This is a genomic window from Gluconacetobacter azotocaptans, from assembly GCF_014174355.1.
GTDB classification, from domain to species: Bacteria; Pseudomonadota; Alphaproteobacteria; order Acetobacterales; family Acetobacteraceae; genus Gluconacetobacter; species Gluconacetobacter azotocaptans.
This window is the reverse complement of sequence record NZ_JABEQF010000005.1, coordinates 234285-252484: the sequence shown is the minus strand read 5'-3', so window position 1 is coordinate 252484 and position 18200 is coordinate 234285. Positions and strand designations below refer to the sequence as shown.

General features: G+C 66.7%; 14 protein-coding genes. 11 read left to right on the top strand and 3 right to left on the bottom strand.

Translation table 11 applies throughout. The annotated features are described in order from the left end of the window. Nucleotides 1-113 precede the first annotated feature (113 nt). Entirely contained in the window at nucleotides 114-866 is a 753-nt protein-coding gene (gene cobS / locus HLH34_RS08795) for an adenosylcobinamide-GDP ribazoletransferase (RefSeq protein ID WP_183119194.1), read from the bottom strand. After that, nucleotides 863-1912 carry a nicotinate-nucleotide--dimethylbenzimidazole phosphoribosyltransferase gene (cobT, locus tag HLH34_RS08790; RefSeq protein ID WP_240162065.1) on the bottom strand — a complete coding sequence of 350 codons (1050 nt, stop codon included), beginning with the start codon at nucleotides 1910-1912 and terminating at the stop codon, nucleotides 863-865. Before cobT ends, cobS begins: the two co-directional genes overlap by 4 nt. Before the next feature lie 58 nt (nucleotides 1913-1970). Here cobT and cobU point away from each other — a divergent pair, with 58 nt between their 5' ends. From cobU to fumC, 3 genes are all read left to right on the top strand, one after another. Further along, nucleotides 1971-2525, top strand: coding sequence for a bifunctional adenosylcobinamide kinase/adenosylcobinamide-phosphate guanylyltransferase (gene cobU, locus HLH34_RS08785; RefSeq protein ID WP_183119193.1), 555 nt, complete (start codon nucleotides 1971-1973; stop codon nucleotides 2523-2525). 984 nt (nucleotides 2526-3509) lie between these two features. Next, on the top strand, nucleotides 3510-4535 hold the full coding sequence (locus tag HLH34_RS08780) for a hypothetical protein (protein WP_183119192.1): 1026 nt from the start codon (nucleotides 3510-3512) through the stop codon (nucleotides 4533-4535). Nucleotides 4536-4807: 272 nt separating this feature from the next. Further along, nucleotides 4808-6259: a class II fumarate hydratase gene (gene fumC / locus HLH34_RS08775; RefSeq protein ID WP_183119191.1), complete on the top strand. Its 1452-nt coding sequence runs from the start codon at nucleotides 4808-4810 to the stop codon at nucleotides 6257-6259. A gap of 23 nt (nucleotides 6260-6282) precedes the next feature. Here the strand turns inward: fumC and HLH34_RS08770 are convergent, their stop codons facing one another. Beyond that, the gene (locus HLH34_RS08770; protein WP_183119190.1) at nucleotides 6283-7731 is read right to left on the bottom strand and encodes a carbohydrate porin; all 1449 of its coding nucleotides are present in this window, start codon (nucleotides 7729-7731) and stop codon (nucleotides 6283-6285) included. A gap of 932 nt (nucleotides 7732-8663) precedes the next feature. Here HLH34_RS08770 and HLH34_RS08765 point away from each other — a divergent pair. The 8 genes from HLH34_RS08765 (at nucleotide 8664) to HLH34_RS08730 (ending at nucleotide 18169) form a co-directional block, all read left to right on the top strand. Then, a complete protein-coding gene (locus HLH34_RS08765; protein ID WP_183119189.1) occupies nucleotides 8664-9317 on the top strand; it encodes a gluconate 2-dehydrogenase subunit 3 family protein in 654 nt (217 codons plus the stop codon). A 1-nt stretch (nucleotide 9318) separates the two neighbouring features. Beyond that, nucleotides 9319-11103, top strand: coding sequence for a GMC family oxidoreductase (locus tag HLH34_RS08760; protein WP_183119188.1), 1785 nt, complete (start codon nucleotides 9319-9321; stop codon nucleotides 11101-11103). Next, nucleotides 11103-12455 carry a c-type cytochrome gene (locus HLH34_RS08755; protein ID WP_373318679.1) on the top strand — a complete coding sequence of 451 codons (1353 nt, stop codon included), beginning with the start codon at nucleotides 11103-11105 and terminating at the stop codon, nucleotides 12453-12455. The genes HLH34_RS08760 and HLH34_RS08755 overlap by 1 nt, the downstream gene beginning before the upstream one ends. A gap of 158 nt (nucleotides 12456-12613) precedes the next feature. Next, nucleotides 12614-13057, top strand: coding sequence for a GlcG/HbpS family heme-binding protein (locus HLH34_RS08750; RefSeq protein WP_240162066.1), 444 nt, complete (start codon nucleotides 12614-12616; stop codon nucleotides 13055-13057). A gap of 96 nt (nucleotides 13058-13153) precedes the next feature. Then, a complete protein-coding gene (locus tag HLH34_RS08745) occupies nucleotides 13154-13810 on the top strand; it encodes a sorbitol dehydrogenase family protein (RefSeq protein WP_183119187.1) in 657 nt (218 codons plus the stop codon). Nucleotides 13811-13813: 3 nt separating this feature from the next. After that, the gene (locus HLH34_RS19765; RefSeq protein ID WP_183119186.1) at nucleotides 13814-15472 is read left to right on the top strand and encodes a GMC family oxidoreductase; all 1659 of its coding nucleotides are present in this window, start codon (nucleotides 13814-13816) and stop codon (nucleotides 15470-15472) included. After that, complete coding sequence (locus tag HLH34_RS08735; RefSeq protein WP_183119185.1) at nucleotides 15469-16887, top strand: cytochrome c; 1419 nt, start codon at nucleotides 15469-15471, stop codon at nucleotides 16885-16887. The genes HLH34_RS19765 and HLH34_RS08735 overlap by 4 nt, the downstream gene beginning before the upstream one ends. 94 nt (nucleotides 16888-16981) lie before the next feature. Then, a complete protein-coding gene (locus HLH34_RS08730) occupies nucleotides 16982-18169 on the top strand; it encodes an L-dopachrome tautomerase-related protein (protein WP_183119184.1) in 1188 nt (395 codons plus the stop codon). Nucleotides 18170-18200 lie beyond the last annotated feature (31 nt).

Here is an 18200-nt window from a genome sequence, read left to right as displayed (position 1 = left end):
CCTCACCGGGGGATAGGACTACCCCCGTCAGACTGGATCTGGGCTGGGCGAGGTCGGTTGCAAGATGACGCGCCCGGGCATCGTGATCATGTGATGTGCTGGTTCGCACCCCGTCAGACAGCAGCCATCACGGTCAGGATGGCGCATTCGGCGATGGAGGCGGTGCCCCCCAGGACGTCGCCCGTCTGGCCGCCGATCTGCCGCCGCGCCAGTCGGGCGATGCCAGCCGCCGACACGGCGGCGGCCAGGCAGGCGGCCGTGGCGCGCGCCGGGGCGACCAGCCATGCCGCCGCCAGCGCCGACAGCAGCAGGCCGGCACCAAGGGCGGGGCGGGGGATCCCGCCCATGGTGCCGGCGATGCCGTCGCTGCGGGCCGGGGGCAGGGCGGCCAGGACCCCCGTCATCGTTGCGCGCGACAGCGCCCCGGCGACGGCCATCGCGGCGATGGGGTGCGGCGTTGCCGCCGCCGCCGTCGCCCGTACCAGAAGCGACAGGCCCAGCGCCAGCACGCCGTAGGCGCCGATGCGGCTGTCGCGCATGATCTCCAGCTTCCGCGCCCGGTCGCGGCCCCCGCCGAACCCGTCGGCCATGTCGGCCAGGCCGTCCTCGTGCAGGCCGCCGGTCAGCAGGATCTGGACCGCCACCGCCCATCCCGCCGCCGGCAGTCCGGGCACGCCGGCCAGAGACAGCCCGGCCAGGACGGCACCGCCCACGGCGCCCGCCCCCAGGCCTACCAGGGGCCACGTCCAGACCGACCGGGCCATGTCGACAGGCCCCACGCCGCGCGCCAGCCATCCGACCGGCAGGCGGGTCAGCAGCCCCAGTCCGGCCAGCAGGTCGGCGCGGCGGCGGGCGATCCAGCTCATGTCCGGTCGCTGACCCCGGCCTGGGCGAAGGTCGCCATTCCACTGTGGCACGCCACGGCGGCGCGCAGCAGGGGAACCGCCAGCGCCGCCCCGGTCGCCTCGCCCAGCCGAAGGTCGAGATCCAGCAGGGGGGGGAGGTTCAGCGCCCGGGCCAGCGCTGCATGGCCGGCCTCGGCAGAGCGATGGGCCAGGGTGGTGTGCGCCAGACCAGAGGGGTGCAGGCAGGCCAGAGGGGCGGCGGCGGCCGTGCAGACGAAACCGTCCAGCAGGACCGGAATACGCCGATGCCGCGCGGCCAGGACCGCGCCCAGGATCGCCGCCAGTTCCAGGCCGCCCAGGCAGCGCGCGACGGCCAGCGGGTCGTGCCCGGCATGGGCATGGCGGGCCAGCGCCGCGTCGATCACGCGGGCCTTGTGCGCGACCCCGGCGGCATCCAGGCCGGTGCCCCGTCCTGCCCAATCCTGCCCGGCGCCCCCGAACAGGCCTGCTGCCAGGGCGGCGGCGGCGGTGGTGTTGCCGATCCCCATCTCGCCCAGGCACAGCAGGTCGATGTCCATCCCGACCGCGGCATGGCCGGCCGATACCGCCGCAAGGAATGTGTCGTCATCCATCGCGGGCGCCACGGTAAAATCGGCCGTGGGGGCCAGCCCGGCCATGGGCACGACGTGCAGGCTGGCTCCGGCGATCCGGGCAATCTGGTTGATCGCGGCCCCGCCGGCGGCGAAATTTTCCACCATCTGCGCGGTGACGCTGGCCGGCCAGGGCGAGACACCCTGCGATACGACGCCGTGATTTCCAGCGAAGATCACCACGCGCACGTGATCCAGCACCGGGTCGGGCCGCCCCTGCCATGCGCCGAGCCAGGCCACCAGTGCCTCCAGCCGGCCCAGGCTGCCGGGCGGTTTCGTCAGCGTCGCGTCACGCGTCGCGATCGCCTGCCGGGCCCCGCCATCCGGCGGGGGCAGGGTTGTGCAGGCGGCGCGCAGGGCCTCCATCGTGGTGAAGGCGGGGGAACCGGACGGCTGGGGGCATTCGGGGGCTGGCATGGCGCATTTTGTGTGGCGTTATGCCGCCCGACGCAAGACGCAAGACGGAGGACGCAGGATGGAACGGGCTGGGACCGGAGACGATCGGAAACGCGGTGCGGAATGCGTGCTGGTGCTGGGGGGCGTTCGGTCGGGCAAGAGCCGTCATGGCGAGGCGATCGTCACCGCCCTGCCGGGCCCGTGGACCTACCTGGCGACAGGGCGGGCCTGGGACGATGAAATGCGGCAGCGGATCGCACATCATCGCGCCACGCGGATCGCCGGTTGGCGGACGGTCGAGGAACCGCTGGATCTTCCCGGCGCGCTGGATGCGGCAGCCGACGCGCCGGTGCTGGTGGATTGCCTGACGCTGTGGCTGACGAACCTGATCCTGGACGGGCGGGACGTCGCCCTGGCCCGGGCCGACCTGCTTGCGGCGCTGCGGCGTCGTCGGGCCCTCAGCGTCCTGGTGGGGAACGAGGTCGGGTTGGGCATTGTCCCGGAAACTGCCTTGGGCCGCCGGTTCCGCGACGAGGCGGGACTGCTGCATCAGGCCCTCGCGCGTGAGGCCGCGCGGGTGGTGTTCATGGTCGCGGGCCTGCCCATGACGGTCAAGGACACCTGCCTGCCCTGATCGCGCAGGCTGACACAGGCAGGATCGTGAATCCGGCCGTGTCGGTCGGCCCGCCTGCTTCCTGCGCGGTGGGCCAGGGGGCTGAACCCGTATCTGCCTGTTCAAGAAAAAGGCCTGCCGAGGCAACGTCTTTCCTTTCCGGGGGAGGCGGCGCTTCCGGTGGCCCGGTTTTCCTCGTGGCATCGGCGCGGATCCCGGCCGGCATACGGGGGTCGCGAAACGGCCTGTCAGGCAATCGAGGAGTACCGACATCCACCCCGGTTGCGTCTGTATGATCGCCAGCAGCCTTGCCGCCCGGTCGGGCGGGCGAGGGATCCTGGGCAGTATGGACGGGAGACGGCGTGGAGCCGGGATATCGTGCGTGACGATATCGAAGGATTCCGAACCGGTCGCGGGTGATACCGCCACCGGCCCCGCGCTGGCGATTTCGGCCGGCTGTGCGGTCGGCGTTCCGGTCATCCGTCCGTTGGTCCCGGGACGGGGGGGGGGGGGGGGGGCGCCGGGGGGTGAAAGCGGTGGCCCGCGTACGTGCATCTGGGGGGTAGGGCTGCCCGGTTTCGGAATCGGGCGGAAAATCGTGTCCCTCCTCCCGGCGGAGGGCGCCGCCGGCCGATCGTCGCGCGGGCCGCGGCCTGACCGGCGGGGTAGGGCAAGGTGATGGCTAACTTCTAAAAACTGATGATATTATAAAGGGAAAAATATTTTGTAACGTTCCCGGAACTCCGCCGCCCGAACGGCTTTTATCGTGCTGCAAGAAAAAAAGACGATTTGTAGTGGCTTTGACTTGACATGCCTGTCTCTAAAGTCGAAATGATGCGAAAGAACGGGTTGTTTTCACGACCTGCTTCCGGGCGTGCGGGACGTCCGGCATGGCAGGGAACGGAAAGGCTTTCCAGGATACCCCCGTTCGATCGCTGGCGTGTTGCAACGTCGCGCCGTTGACCGGAACGATGGAAACCTGGGTCTGCAAGAGGTTGTATCTATATGAGTGATGAGACGAAGACGGCTACCCGTGGTGGTCGTCGCAAGGGATCGGCGAAGACGGCCTCGGCAACCCCGGTAACGGCCGCACCGGTCGAAGCGGCGGCCGTCGAGACGCAGGCCGCTCCGGTCGAGGCGCCGGTCAAGACCGAAGGCAAGGTCTCCCGGAAGAAGGCGAAGGCTGCCGAGGTCAAGGCCGAGGTCGCTCCGGCCGTGGTGGAGGCGCCTGCGGAAACGGCTGCCGAGGCGAAGCCGGCCAGGCGCAAGCGCGCCGTGAAGGCCGCTGCGGCCGAGCCTGCGCCCGAACCCGTTGCCGCTCCGCGGCGGCGTCGCGCGGCAGCCGTGGCGCCGGTCGCCGTCGCCCCGATCGCTCCCGCCCGCCCCGTGCGTGCTGCCGCCCGTCCCAAGACTGCTGCGCGTCCGGCCGCCAAGACCCGCGCGGTTGCCGAGGACGTGGTGACCACGGCCCGCAAGCCCGCCAAGTCGGCCGCTGTTGCAGCCCCCGCGCCGCGGAGCGCCCCGGCCACCCGCGCGACGGTGCGCGCCGCTGTTGCCAAGAACCCGGCGCGCCGGGTCTCGACCGCTTCGGCCCGCAAGGCCACCCCGGCGCCGGTCGTGGCCGAGGCCCCGAAGACGCGTGCCAAGGCAGCGGTAAAGGCCGCCGTGAAGGCGCCGAAGACCAAGGCTGCGAAGGCGCCGGCGACGAAGGTTGCGGTGACAAAAGTTGCGGCGGCCAAGCCGGCCGCGAAGGCGACGAAGGCCGCGCCGCCGAAGGCTGTGCCGGTGAAAGCCGCCAGCAAGAAGGCAGCGCCGAAGGTTGTCGCGACAAAGGCCGTTGCGAAGAAGGCGCCCGCCCCGCGCGCGGCGAAGGCGGCTCCGGTCGCGGTCAAGCCCGCGGCGTCCCGTCGTGCGGCGAAGGGCACGCGCACGGCCGTCGACGCGTGGCGCGAGGCCCGCGAGGCCCGCAAGCAGGTCAGGCTTGCCCGTCTTGCGGCGCTGAAGGCGGGCAAGGGTACCGCCAAGTCCTGATGGCGACAAAAAACGCGTGACAGTCTGGCCTTTTCGGGCCGGCGAAGGAAAGGCGGCCCGTCCTGGTGACGGGCCGCCTTTTTGTTGTCTGCCGCGGCTGGTGCATGTCGTGACGGATCCGCTTCCCTGCCGCCCGCGTTGAACGGATGACGAGCCACCGGCATTGATCGGGGGCAGGGCCTCACGCCCTGGTAGGTTCGGGCAACGCCCGATCTGTCCCCGCCTGCGGTATCTTTGCTTTCGTCGGTGGGAATGACGTATGGGAGGGCGACATGACGAATGAACCCCAGGTTCGGTCCGATCTGCCGATCGGGCTGGCGATGACCGGCGAACGGCAGGAGCACGATGCGCTGGGTGCGATCGCGGTTCCTGCCGATCGGTACTGGGGGGCGCAGACCCAGCGCAGTCTGGTCCATTTCTCGATCGGTACCGACCGGATGCCGCAAGAGCTGTGTCGCGCCTACGGGATCGTCAAGAAGGCCGCCGCGCTGGTGAACCTGGCCGATGGCCGTCTGCCCCGCTGGAAGGCCGACGCCATCATCCATGCGGCGGGCGAGGTTGCGGATGGCCGCCTGGACGACCATTTTCCGCTGTTCGTCTGGCAGACCGGTTCGGGCACCCAGACAAACATGAACGCCAACGAGGTCATCGCCAATCGTGCCATCCAGTTGCTGGGGGGCGCGCCGGGCACGCAGGAACCGGTCCATCCCAATGACGACGTCAATATGGGCCAGTCCAGCAACGACACTTTTCCGACTGCGATGCATGTGGCGACGCTGCGGGCCGTGAGCGAGCGCCTGTTGCCGGAACTCGGTGCCCTGGCCACGACGATCGAGGATCGGTCCAGGCGGTGGAACGACGTGGTGAAGATCGGGCGTACTCATCTGCAGGATGCCGTGCCGTTGACCGTAGGGCAGGAATGGTCGGGTTGGGCCCACCAGATTCGTGACGCGGCCGTCGGCGTGCAGGCGGCGCGGGCGGGCGTGCTGGAACTGGCGGCCGGCGGCACCGCCGTGGGAACGGGGTTGAATGCGCCGGCTGGGTTCGGCCCGGCGATCGCGGCGCGTATCGCCGAACTGACGCAGGCCCGCTTCGTCACCGCGCCGAACAAATTCGCGGCCCTTGGCGGTCTGGACGCCATGGTCCGGATGTCGGCGGCGCTGCGCGGGGTGGCGGTGGTGCTGATGAAGGTCGCCAACGACATGCGCTGGCTGGGGTCGGGGCCACGATGCGGATTGGCGGAGTTGCGCCTGCCCGCCAACGAGCCCGGATCGTCGATCATGCCCGGCAAGGTCAACCCGACCCAGTGCGAGGCCCTGGTCATGATCTGCACCCAGGTGTTCGGCAACGATGCGGCGGTGGCATTCGCCGGCAGCCAGGGGCAGTTCGAACTGAACGTCATGCGGCCGGTGGTGATCGCGAACGTCCTGCACACGATCCGCATCCTGGCCGATGGCTGCCGCTCGTTCCGCCGGTATTCGGTCGAAGGCACCGAATTGAACCGCGAACGGATCCGCCATTACGTGGAAGGCTCGGTGATGCTGGTGACGGCGCTTAGTCCCGTCATCGGGTATGATCGGGCGTCGGCCATCGCGCACGACGCCATGGACCACGACATATCGCTGCGCGAAGCCGCCCTGCGGTCCGGCGCGGTCGATGCCGAAACCTTCGATCGGCTCGTCAGGCCGATCGACATGGTTGGGGCCGGCGTCGCAGGCGCCTGAAATGGTGGGTGGGTTTCAGGCCGTCAGAAGATGGAGATGTAGGTCTTGAAGCCCAGCATCGCCGCATCGCGCAGGCCATGCTGGCCGTTCGGGTTGAAATAATATTGGAAATCGGGCTCGAACGTCACGCCGCGCATGACATGGATGGCGTAGTTGAATTCGACGATCTCGGCATTGGTCTGCACCCCCGTGGCATGGTTGGGCAGGCCGCCCTTGTTCTGGGCCATCAGCAGGGCCTCGGTATCGCGGGTGCCCGGCGCGATGCTGGTGTAGGTGAAGGCCAGGCCGATGCTGTCCATGGGGCGGGCCGGCCAGAACCCACGATTTTCAAGCGCCCCGTACACCTCGAAATCGCGCACCGCGGTCCTGGGGTCGTTGTAGATGAAGCCCGCCAGCAAGGTCAGGCCGGCAGCGGGCGAACTGCCCTTGTAATGGATCAGCCGCTGGTCGGTCATCATATAGGTCTGCCAGGAATGCGGGTCCATCCGGCCCGATCCGCCCGCGAACGCGAAGGGCAGGCCATTGACGTTGTAGTAGTTGTCCGGCCGGGCCACGTCTTCGTAATTGAAGCCGAACTTGTAATGGCCGGGCAGATTGCCGTGGGCGCCGAATTTCGGTTCCCACTGGACCTCCACCGGGATCTCATAGCCGATGATATTCGAGCCGTTCCACTTGAAGCCGGTCCGGTGCTGGAAGTTCATATAAATCCCGTTCTCGGCGAAATATACGCCGGTCTGGATATACATGTCCGGCCTGGGGCGGCCCTTGATGCGGAACGCCCAGGTCGATGCAGGATAGGAGCTGTAGAAGGTGCTGTCGGCCGCCCCTTTCGGGCGACCGCACATCGAATTGTTCATGAACTGGCAGAACAGCGGGCTGGAGGCGAAATCCGACATCTGGGACATGCGGCCGCCCGCGAAATCGAGCCGCCCGCCCAGAAGCGTCTCCTCGCCATAGGCGGACACCAGATGGACGGCGACGTTACCGCCGCCACCATAGATTTCGGAACTATGGGCCAGCCAGTCTCCAAACATGCGGTTTGCGGTCGTGCCATAGCGTCCGACCGTGATCACATGCGTCGAAAAGCCGCGTATGCCCGCCAGCTGCTCCCAGTTGATGTTCAGGTTGGCCGAGTACTGCCCGGCATTGCTGGCCCCCTGGCGATAGCTGACATAGCGGGGCCCCCGGGTGGGTGGCGTAACTGCGCCGGCGAATTCGTTCGTGTTGTCGAAGTGAAACGAGATGCCGCGATTCGTGAGCCAGGACGTAATCCCGCCCGGATCAGTAAAGACTGACTCGGGTCGGGGCAGGGGGGGGACGGCACTGGGCGGCGTGGGTCGGTACGTGACGTGGGGCGCGACATAGGAGGCCCCGTGGGTCCGTTCGATATGCAACTGAGCCCCGGGGGGCTGAGGTACCGCCGTCCGGTCCGGGGCGGTCGGGTTTGACGCCGCCGTCGGGTCTGTCGCCATCGGCGACGCGGCCTGGGCGGGTGTCGTTGGCGCTTGGGTGGCGGCTTTCGCAAGGGGAGGCAGATATCCCCATGCCCAGGCGGATAGCGCGGACACAGAAAGAACGGCGAGTCTACGATTCATCATTATGGGCATGTCACTTGCAGGGACGACGGGGATTATTTGTTTTTGGATTTGTTCAGTCTAGGAAGAGGGCTTGTCGCCGTTCTTGTCAATGGTTTCGAGGAATTTTCTATAGTTCCCGATAAATCATAACGTTTTTCCGAAATGAAAGATCCATGGGCGGATGGGGACATTATGGAGGGGGCCGCCTGCCGCCTTCCCGCGCGGCGCCGGCGGGTAAGTTTTCGCCCGGTAATCGGAGGGATAAACGATGGAAGATATTGATTATCTGAATGAATTTTAATTCTGGAAATTTAAATTTAAATTTAAATTTATAAATCCGAAGATTCGATACTCGGGAAATGGTTGCGACGAAACGGGATAACATTTGTGTGAGAATTTGGCCGGATGTCTCGCTCCGCGCCGGGTGTATGCCGGCCCTTTCATCGTCCCGCCGCGTGCCCGCCCAAGGGCATCCGCTTACGGGACATTGGCGACAGGATATGGATTTCTTGTAATAAGGCGGGTGTCCCTTCTGACAATCGCGGACATGTGAATCCGACCTTCGGCTGCCACGGGCCTTCCCGTTGAATCGCGTTTTGGGCGCAGTAGACCGGCGTTTGGCAGGGTTGCCACGAACGGGATTTCTGCTCTAGGCAATCGGTGAAGCGGACACAACCGCGCGATCATCCAGTAACAGATGAAAATCCTGTAGAGTTTCTCTGCCTGCGAGGTGACGGCTTTTTGATAAAGGGCCGCTGCCTGACAGATGTTCCGGAGCCATAGATGTTATGACGATGCCCCCCCCCGATCCATCTCGCAGGACCTTTATGCAGGGCCTGGCCGGTGCCGCCGCGCTGACCTCGACCACGCTGCCGGTCCATGCCGCCCGTTCAGCCGGTGAATCGGCTTATTCCCCGACCTTTTTCACGCCTGCGGAATGGGCGTTCCTGCATGCCGCATGCGACCGCCTGATTCCCCAGGACGCCGTCGGGCCGGGCGCGATCGCCCTGGGGGTGCCGGAATTCATCGACCGGCAGATGGCCACGCCCTACGCTTTTGGAAAGCTGTGGTACATGCAGGCACCTTTCGTTCAGGGGCCTGCCAACCTCGGCTACCAGCTTCCCTATGCGCCGCGTGATATCTATCGCAAGGGAATTGCCGGGGCCGCGACATTCGTCCAGGCGAAATACGGCAAGGCATTCGGGGACCTGGATGCCGCTACCCGGGATGAAATCCTGAGCGGGTTCGAAAAAGGCGACACGCTGTTCGGCGACCTGCCTGCCAAGATTTTCTTCGCGCAGTTGCTGGGCAACACAATGGAAGGCGCGTTCTCCGACCCCAGCCATGGGGGAAACAAGGGGCTGGGGGGGTGGACGACGATCGGCTTCCCGGGGGCGCGGGCCGACTTCATGGATTGGGTCGATCAGTACGGGAAGCAGTATCCTCTCGGCACTGTTGCGATCTCCGGAGAAACAGCCTGATATGGCAAGCATCAAGATGAAATCCGTCGACGCCGTGGTGATCGGTGGCGGATGGGCGGGCTCGATCCTCGCCAAGGAATTGACCGAGGCGGGGCAGAGCGTCGTCATGCTGGAACGCGGCCCCGACCGCAGCACGGCCAGCGAAGGCGCCTATCCCGGTTCGATCGACGAGCTGGAGGGCAACTTCCGGCACAAGATTTTCCAGAATCTGTCGAAAACGTCGGTTACAATCCGTAACACGCCCGATCAGACGGCGCTTCCCTATCGCCAGATGGCGGCGTTCCTGCCGGGCGAGGGCGTCGGCGGTGCCGGTCTGCACTGGTCGGGTGTGCATTTCCGCATGCCGCCCGACGACCTGATCATGCGCACCAAGGTGAAGGAAAAGTACGGCGAGAAATTCATCCCCGAGGGTATGAACCTCCAGGATTACGGCGTCACCTATGATGATCTGGAACCATTCTTCGACAAGGCGGAGAAAGTCTTCGGCACGTCGGGCGAGGCCTATACGGTCAACGGGCAGGTTGTCGGCAAGGGGAATTTCTTCGCCCCGTCGCGGTCCGACAATTTCCCGCTGCCGGCGCTGAAGGATGTCTACGGCGCCAACATGTTCCGCAAGGCCGCCGAGGAGGTTGGGTTCCATCCCTACGCCATGCCGGCCGCGAATGCCTCGGCGCAGTACACCAACCCCTATGGCGTTCAGATGGGGCCGTGCAATTTCTGCGGATATTGCAGCGGGTATGCCTGCTACATGTATTCCAAGGCGTCGCCGAACGTGAACATCCTGCCGGCGCTGCGCAACGACCCGAAATTCGAACTGCGTGCCGAAGCGCATGTGCTGCGTGTCGAGCTTGACAGCACGAAGACCAAGGCGACGGGCGTGACCTATCTGGACCGGAAGGGGAACGAAGTGTTCCAGCCGGCCGATCTGGTGATCGTCAGCGCGTTCCAGTTCCACAACGTTCACCTGATGCTGCTGTCGGGCATTGGCAAGCCGTATGACCCGGTTGCCAACGAAGGCGTCGTCGGGCGCAATTTTGTCTACCAGAACGTGACCACCACCACGGCATGGTTCGATAAATCCGTTTACACGAACCAGTTTATCGGGACGGGTGGCGGCGGGGTCGCTTTCGACGATTTCAACAGCGAGAATTTCGACCACGGACCGCTGGGCTTTATCGGCGGGTCGCCGGTCTGGGTGAACCAGGCGGGCATCAAGGGCATCGCCGCCGCCAAGATCGGCGGGCCGCCGGGCACGCCGCACTGGGGATCGGCCTGGAAGAAGGCCATGGTGGACACCTACCAGCATTCGGTTCGCATGGACGCGCACGGCACCAACATGGCCTATCGCGACGTGTACCTGGACCTGGACCCGACCTGGAAGGACGCGTACGGCATGCCGATGCTGCGCATGACCTTCGACTGGAAGGACAACGACATCCGCATGAACCGGTATGTCGTCAGCCAGATCGCCAAGGTGACGAAGGCCATGGGGGCCAGGGACGTGCATCTGGGCCAGCGCCAGCCGGGCGAGCATTTCGACACGCGCTTCTACCAGACCACGCATCTGGCGGGCGGGGCGGTGATGGGCGACGACCCGAAGACCAGCGCCCTGAACCGGTATCTGCAGAGCTGGGACGTGTCGAACGTGTTCGTCATCGGCGCCAACGCCTTTCCGCAGGGAACCGGCTACAACCCGACCGGCATGGTCGCGGCGCTTGCCTACTGGTCGGCGCATCATATTCGCACGACCTACCTCAAGAACCCCGGCCCCCTGGTGCAGCTGTGATGAGACAATTCAAGCGGGTCGCTGCCGCGGCCCTGTTCGGCAGCCTGGGCGTTGCGATGGCCGGCCTGCCGGCAATTGTCCCGGCGGCCCGTGCGCAGGCCCCGGCACCTGCCGCGTCCGGCCTGCTCGCGCAGGGCGAATATGTCGCGCGCGCGTCGGATTGCGTGGCCTGCCACACGGCGCCGGGCGGCACGCCCTTCGCCGGTGGCCTGCCCTTCGCGCTGCCGATGGGCACCATCTACGCGCCGAACATCACGCCCGACGCCCAGACCGGCATCGGCAAATATACCGAGGCCGAATTCGCCCGTGCGGTGCGCGAGGGCGTGCGGCGCGACGGGGCGTCGCTGTATCCGGCAATGCCGTTTCCGTCCTATGCCCGGATGACGGACGCCGACATCCATGCGCTGTATGTCTATTTCATGCAGGGGGTGAAGCCGGTCGCCAACACCGTGAAGGCCAGCACCATCCCTTGGCCGCTGTCGATGCGTTGGCCGCTGATCGGCTGGCGCATGATGTTCGCGCCGTCGGTCAAGGATGCGCAGGCCAAGAGCGCACGGTCGTTCGCCGACCCGGTCCTGGCCCGCGGCGCCTATCTGGTCGAAGGTCCGGGCCACTGCGGCGCGTGTCATTCCCCGCGCGCGATCACGATGCAGGAAGTCGCCCTGACCAGCGCGGATGGAACCCGTTTTCTGGCCGGCGGCGGGTCCGTCGACGGGTGGATCCCGACCAGCCTGCGCGGCGAGAACCGGACGGGCCTGGGACGCTGGAGCGAGGACGATATCGTCGAATTCCTCAAGGCGGGCCGCATCCGGCGCGGTTCGGCGTTCGGCGGCATGTCGGACGCGGTGGGCCATGGAACCCAGCACCTGACGGACGAGGATCTGCACGCGATCGCCCGCTATCTTAAGGCGTTGCCGCCCGACGATACGACGCAGACGCCGTGGACCTATGATGCGACGCTGGCGACGGCGCTGCATGCGGGCGATGTGTCGGCGCGCGGCGCGCGCACCTATGTCGACAGTTGCGCCGCCTGTCACCGCACCGATGGACAAGGTTACCCGACGGTCTTCCCGCCGCTGGGCGGCAACCCGGTGGTGATGGACAAGACCCCGGATTCGCTGATCCACATCGTTCTGACGGGTGACATCCTGCGCGCCACCCACGATGCGCCGTCCGCATTCGTCATGCCGGGCTTCGCCGGTCGTCTGTCCGACGAGAAAGTGGCTGATGTCGTCAGCTTCATTCGCAAGGCATGGGGCAACAACGCGGCGCCGGTGACGGCGCAGGACGTGGCCCGGGTGCGTAAATCCCTTCCTAAGGAGGAAGGCGAAGCGCCATTGCCGTTGAACTGAGCGGAAAGTAAGGACAGCCCACCCCCTCCAGGGTGGGCTGTCTGCTTTTCAGGGCGGCCCGGCCGGTAGCCACCCCGGCGTAAAGCCATTCGGAAGTCATGATGAATAGAAAGCTTTTTTTAATATCGTTTCTGGCAGGGACCGCTACGGTACTGCCCATGATTCGCCAGACTGCTGCCCAGGCCCGTGAGCCCGGCACAATCCTGACATTGGAGCAGGCCCGCGCCATGGCCCGCGCCGCCGAGCGGAAGGCCGCTGACAACCACACCGCCGTCGCGGTGACGGTGGTCGATGGCGGTGGGCATCCGATCCTGGTGGAGCGGATGGAAGGCACGCAATTGGCCAGCCTGACGCTGGCCGACCGCAAGGCCCGCAGCGCCGTCTTCTACAAAAGGCCGTCCAGCGCCTTCGAGCAGGCCTTGACGGGCGGAAAGATGGCCGTCCTGGCCCTGCCCGACGCCATGCCGGCGGCAGGCGGCATTCCCGTCCTGCAGGACGGCCAGGTCGTCGGCGCCATCGGGGTCAGCGGCGGATCCAACGCCCAGGATCAGCTGGCCGCCGAGGCCGGCATGACGACGCTTCCCGCCCACGGCCCGAACTAGGCACCATTCCGAAATGCCCTGCCACACGGCGCATGAATGCCATTCATGCCTGTCGGGTGGCGGACGACACATCGCCTCCGCTGGAGTGACAAGACAATGAGCGATCCTTTACGGATAGGACCCGACGCGGTCGAATCCGGACCCGGCGTCAGTCGCCGAACCCTGATGATGGCGACGGCGGTGGCCGGCGTATCGACCCTGGCGCCGGAAATGCTGGCCCCCGGTCGGGCGGCGGCGCGTGCGCTGAGCGCGGACGAGGCACGTTTCCTTGCAGTGTCCAAGGCAGTGACCGGCCATCAGGACCTGAATCCCGACATTGCGACGCGCCTGTTCGCGGCGATGGTTCGGACTTTCCCTGGTTATGGCGCCCGGATCGAGGCCCTGTCGCACCTGACCGGGGGCGGCGGCGCACCCGAGGAAATCCTGGCCCGTGCCGAGGAAGCCAACCAGCGGCAGACGATGCTGGGCCTGGTCGCGGCCTGGTTCACCGGGTCGGTGCAGGACAAGACCAATGCGCCGATGGTCGCCTATTACGATGCGCTGATGTACCGGCCCACCCACGACGCCCTGCCGGTGCCGACCTACTGCTTCGCGGCCCCTGCTTGGTGGACCGAGGCGCCGCCGCCGCTGGGCGTGCCGGTCACGTCGCCCGTCCCGGTTCCAGCCCCGGCGCCCCCGCCGGTGGGTATCCAGTCCCCGCCGCCGCCGCAGTCGAAAATCCTGCCCACCAAGCCCCCTGCAAAGGAACACTGATCCGTGGCGCATCCCACTTTTTCCAGTACCGGCGATGTCACGGCCGATGTCGTCATCGTTGGCTCCGGCGTTGTCGGGGCGGTCATTGCCCACCAGATGGCTGCCGCCGGACATTCCGTCGTGATGCTCGAGGCCGGTTTGCGGCTGAAGCGGTCCGACATTGTCGAGAACTGGCGGAACATGTCGTTCCACAACCGGGTCCATTCGGATTTCCAGGGCCTGTATCCGCAGGCGCCGCTGGCCCCGGCGCCGCTCTATTTCCCGGCGAACGATTATGTCGGCCTCAGCGGGCCCGACGGTTCGGCGTTCCAGCAGGGCTATCTGCGGACCGTCGGCGGCACGACCTGGCACTGGGCCGCGTCCTGCTGGCGGCATCTGCCGGCCGATTTCCGGATGAAGACCAATTATGGCGTCGGCCGCGACTGGGCGATTTCCTACGACGACCTGGAACCCTATTACTGCCGCGCCGAAGAGGCGATGGGCGTTTCCGGCCCGCATGATCCGGAACTGCAGTCCCCGCGCGAGCGCAGCCGCCCCTACCCGCGCGACATGATCCCCTTCGGCTACGGCGATCGCCGGGTGGCCGAACTGGTCAACCCGCATGGCTTCCACCTGGTTCCCATTCCCCAGGGGCGCAGCATCCAGCCTTTCGAGGACCGTCCGTCCTGCTGCGGCAACAACAACTGCCAGCCGATCTGCCCGATCGGGGCGATGTATAACGGCATCCAGCATGTCGTGAAGGCCGAGGACGCCGGCGCGGTCGTGCTGGACCAGGCTGTCGCGTACCGCATCGACACCGATGACAAGAATCGCGTGACCGCCATCCACTGGTACGACGCGGATAAGAAATCGCACAAGGCGACGGGCCGCACCTTCGTCCTGGCCTGCAACGGGATCGAGACGCCGCGCCTGCTGCTGCTGGCGGCGAACGAACACAACCCCACAGGCATCGCCAATTCGTCCGATCAGGTCGGGCGCAACATGATGGACCATTCAGGCGTCCACGCCACCTTCCTGGCCAACGAGCCGCTGTGGTTCGGTCGCGGCCCGGCGCAGAGCAGCTGCATCGTCGGTCCCCGCGACGGCGGGTTCCGCAGCAGCTATTCCGCCAACAAGATGATCCTGAACAATATCAGCCGCGTCGGCCCCGCGACGCAGCAGGCGCTGGAACTGGGTCTGGTCGGACAGGCGCTGGAAAACGAGATTCGCCGGCGCGCGGCCTGCGGCGTCGATTTGTCGGTCAGCCTGGAACCGCTGCCCGATCCGGACAACCGCCTGACGTTGAGCAAGACGCGGCGCGATCCGCTGGGTCTGGCCTGCCCCGACATCCATTACGATGTCGGCGAGTATGTGCGCAAAGGCGCCACCGCCGCCGCCGATCAGATCCGGCAGGTCGCGGGCCTTCTGGGCGGGACGGAACTGCGCATCACCACGTCGTTCAACGCCAACAACCATATCATGGGCGGCGCGATCATGGGCACCGACCCGAAGGATTCGGTCGTCGACGGCGATTGCCGCGCGCATGACCATGCGAACCTGTGGCTGCCCGGCGGCGGGGCCATGCCGTCGGCCAGCGTCGTGAACACGACGCTGAGCATGGTGGCGCTCGGGATCAAGGCCGCCGATTCGATCCAGGCAGACTTCCAGGGAGGCCGGGCATGATCGGCAAGAGGGGCCGGGCCGCCCGGGTCCGATATGGGCTGGGCGCCGCGCTGGGCGTGATGTCGATGACCGGCATCGCCCTGGCGCAGGATGCGGGCGGCGACGCGGCGCTGGTCGCGCGCGGAAGCTATCTGGCCACCGCGGCCGATTGCGCCGCCTGTCACACGGCGCCGCATGGCGGCAAGCCGTTCGCCGGCGGCTACGGCATCGCCTCGCCGCTCGGTTCGATCTATGCGTCGAACATCACGCCGTCCAAGGTCGCGGGCATCGGCAATTATACCGAGGCCCAGTTCAGCCGTGCAGTGCGCGAGGGTATTCGCGGGGATGGCGCGCATCTCTATCCGGCGATGCCCTATACGTCTTATGCCAAGCTGACGGACCAGGACATCCATGCCCTTTATGCGTACTTCACGCATGAGGTCCGTCCGGTCGACGAACGTGCGCCGGTGACGCAGTTGCCGTTCCCGTTCAACCTGCGTTTCTCGATGATGTTCTGGAACGCGCTGTATCTGGACAATTCGCGCTTCGCCCCCGATCCGTCCAAATCGGCCGAAGTCAATCGCGGGGCGTACCTGGCCATCGCGCTGGGGCATTGCGACACCTGCCATACGCCGCGCAACGTGATGATGGCCGAAATCGGCGGCAAGGAACTGGGCGGTGCGTCGCTGGGGTCCTGGATCGCGCCGAACGTCACGCCTGACCCGGTCAGCGGCATCGGCAACTGGAGCAGCGACGATCTGTTCCGCTACCTGAAGACCGGCGACGTTCCCGGCAAGGCCCAGGCCGCCGGCCCGATGGCCGAGGCGATCGAACACAGCTTCCAGCATCTGACCGATGACGATCTGAAAGCGATCGTGGCCTATGTCCGGCAGGTGCCCGCCATCCGCGACGGGGCCGACAGCCGGCCGCGCGATTCCTTCGGCGTGGCGTCGGGCCGTGAAGCCGTCATTCGCGGCGCGCCCGGCACGCTGGACAATGGCGAGAAGCTCTTCAGCGGCGATTGCGCGGCCTGCCATCAGCCTGGCGGCCAGGGCAGCAAGGATGCCTATTATCCGCAACTGTTCCACAATGCGGCGGTCGGTGCCTCGACCCCCGACAACCTGATCGCCACCATCCTGGAGGGCGTTGACCGGACGGTAGGGGGGCAGCATGTCTTCATGCCCGGCTTCTCGCGCGGGTCCTATGTCGACGAACTGTCCGACCAGGATGTCGCCGACGTCGGCAATTATGTCCTGACGCAGTTCGGCAACCCGGCGGTGAAGATCTCGGCGGCCGATGTGGCGTCGATCCGCCACGGCGGGCCGAAGCCCTTGCTGGCGCGGGTGGGTGGCTACATCGTGCCGGCGATGGTGGGGGCGGCGATCGTGCTGCTGGCGCTGATCGGGCTGGTGGTGGCCCGGCGCCGCAAGGCCTGATCGCGGGGCAGGGAACGGCTCGTTCCCGTCCGCCAGCCGGGTGCTGCATCCGGATGGCGGACGGGCGGGCCCATGAACGGAGGATGGAAGCGGAATGAAACGTCGATCGGTTCTGGGCACCGCGGTGCCGCTGGCCCTGGCCGCCGCCACACGGGCCGCCTGGGCGGCCTCTCCCGCCACGGTGGCCACCAATACCGATCACGGCTTCAATTCCGCGGGCGCCTTCGAGATCGTGGCCGAATTCGACGATCCCGGTCCGTCGGGCGTGGCGCTGACGCCGGGCGGCCGGCTGTTCGTCGGGTTCCCCCGCCACGCGGTCAATCACAAGGGGGCGACCCTGGCCGAGTTGAAGGACGGGAAGCTGCATCCCTATCCCGACGCGGCCACCAGCCTGCCCTCGGGCCGCCGGCCGGCCGACCGGCTGATGTCGGTCCACGGCATGACGACCGACAGCCGGGGCCGGCTGTGGATGATCGACGACGGCAAGCTGGCCGGACTGCCGCTGCAACCGGGGGCGGCGAAGATCGTGGGGATCGACCCCGCCACCGACCGGATCTTCGCCAGCATCGTCCTGACCGCGCCGGCCCTGCGGCCCGAAAGCCATATGAACGACCTGCGGGTGGATCTGACGCATGGGGCGCAGGGAACGGTGTTCGTGACCGATTCCTCGTTCGGATCCACGCCCGCGATGGTCGTCGTCGACATCGCCACCGGGCGGCAGCGCCGGGTGCTGGCCCACCATCCCTCGACGCAGGTCGAGGCCGGGTTCATGGCGGTAGTCGAAGGAAGGCCCCTGGCCTTCGATCCGAAACATCCCGCCTTCGTGTCCGGGGGGGCAGACGGCATCACCCTCAGCCCCGACAGCGCGCTGCTCTATTTCTGCCCCCTGACCAGCCGGCGGCTGTACAGCATCCCGACCGCAATCCTGGCCGATTTCACCAAGACCGATGACGATCTGGCGCAGGCGATCCGCGACCTGGGCGAAAAGGGGGTGGCGGACGGCTTGGCCACCGACCCGCAAGGCCGGATCTACACTACCAATTTCGAACATGACGCGATCTTCCGGCGCAATACCGACGGCACGTTCGACACCATCGTCCGCGACCCGCGGGTGCTGTCGCCCGACGGCATCTTCGTCTTCGGCCCGCATGTCTATTGCACCCTGGGGCAGTGGAACCGCCTGGCCAGCTTCAATGGCGGCCATGACCTGCGGGCGCCGCCTTATTACCTGATCCGCTGCCCGATCGACGACATGGCACCTGTCAGCAGCCAGCCGGCCTGACAGGGGGCCGCCCCGGGGGTTTCCGGGCGAG

Coding starts and splice junctions, on each gene's coding strand:
- cobS (WP_183119194.1), bottom strand. CDS start 866: ATGAGCTGGATCGCCCGCCGCCGCGCCGACCTGCTGGCCGGACTGGGG.
- cobT (WP_240162065.1), bottom strand. CDS start 1,912: ATGCCAGCCCCCGAATGCCCCCAGCCGTCCGGTTCCCCCGCCTTCACC.
- cobU (WP_183119193.1), top strand. CDS start 1,971: ATGGAACGGGCTGGGACCGGAGACGATCGGAAACGCGGTGCGGAATGC.
- HLH34_RS08780 (WP_183119192.1), top strand. CDS start 3,510: ATGAGTGATGAGACGAAGACGGCTACCCGTGGTGGTCGTCGCAAGGGA.
- fumC (WP_183119191.1), top strand. CDS start 4,808: ATGACGAATGAACCCCAGGTTCGGTCCGATCTGCCGATCGGGCTGGCG.
- HLH34_RS08770 (WP_183119190.1), bottom strand. CDS start 7,731: ATGGCGACAGACCCGACGGCGGCGTCAAACCCGACCGCCCCGGACCGG.
- HLH34_RS08765 (WP_183119189.1), top strand. CDS start 8,664: ATGCAGGGCCTGGCCGGTGCCGCCGCGCTGACCTCGACCACGCTGCCG.
- HLH34_RS08760 (WP_183119188.1), top strand. CDS start 9,319: ATGGCAAGCATCAAGATGAAATCCGTCGACGCCGTGGTGATCGGTGGC.
- HLH34_RS08755 (WP_373318679.1), top strand. CDS start 11,103: ATGAGACAATTCAAGCGGGTCGCTGCCGCGGCCCTGTTCGGCAGCCTG.
- HLH34_RS08750 (WP_240162066.1), top strand. CDS start 12,614: ATGATTCGCCAGACTGCTGCCCAGGCCCGTGAGCCCGGCACAATCCTG.
- HLH34_RS08745 (WP_183119187.1), top strand. CDS start 13,154: ATGAGCGATCCTTTACGGATAGGACCCGACGCGGTCGAATCCGGACCC.
- HLH34_RS08735 (WP_183119185.1), top strand. CDS start 15,469: ATGATCGGCAAGAGGGGCCGGGCCGCCCGGGTCCGATATGGGCTGGGC.
- HLH34_RS08730 (WP_183119184.1), top strand. CDS start 16,982: ATGAAACGTCGATCGGTTCTGGGCACCGCGGTGCCGCTGGCCCTGGCC.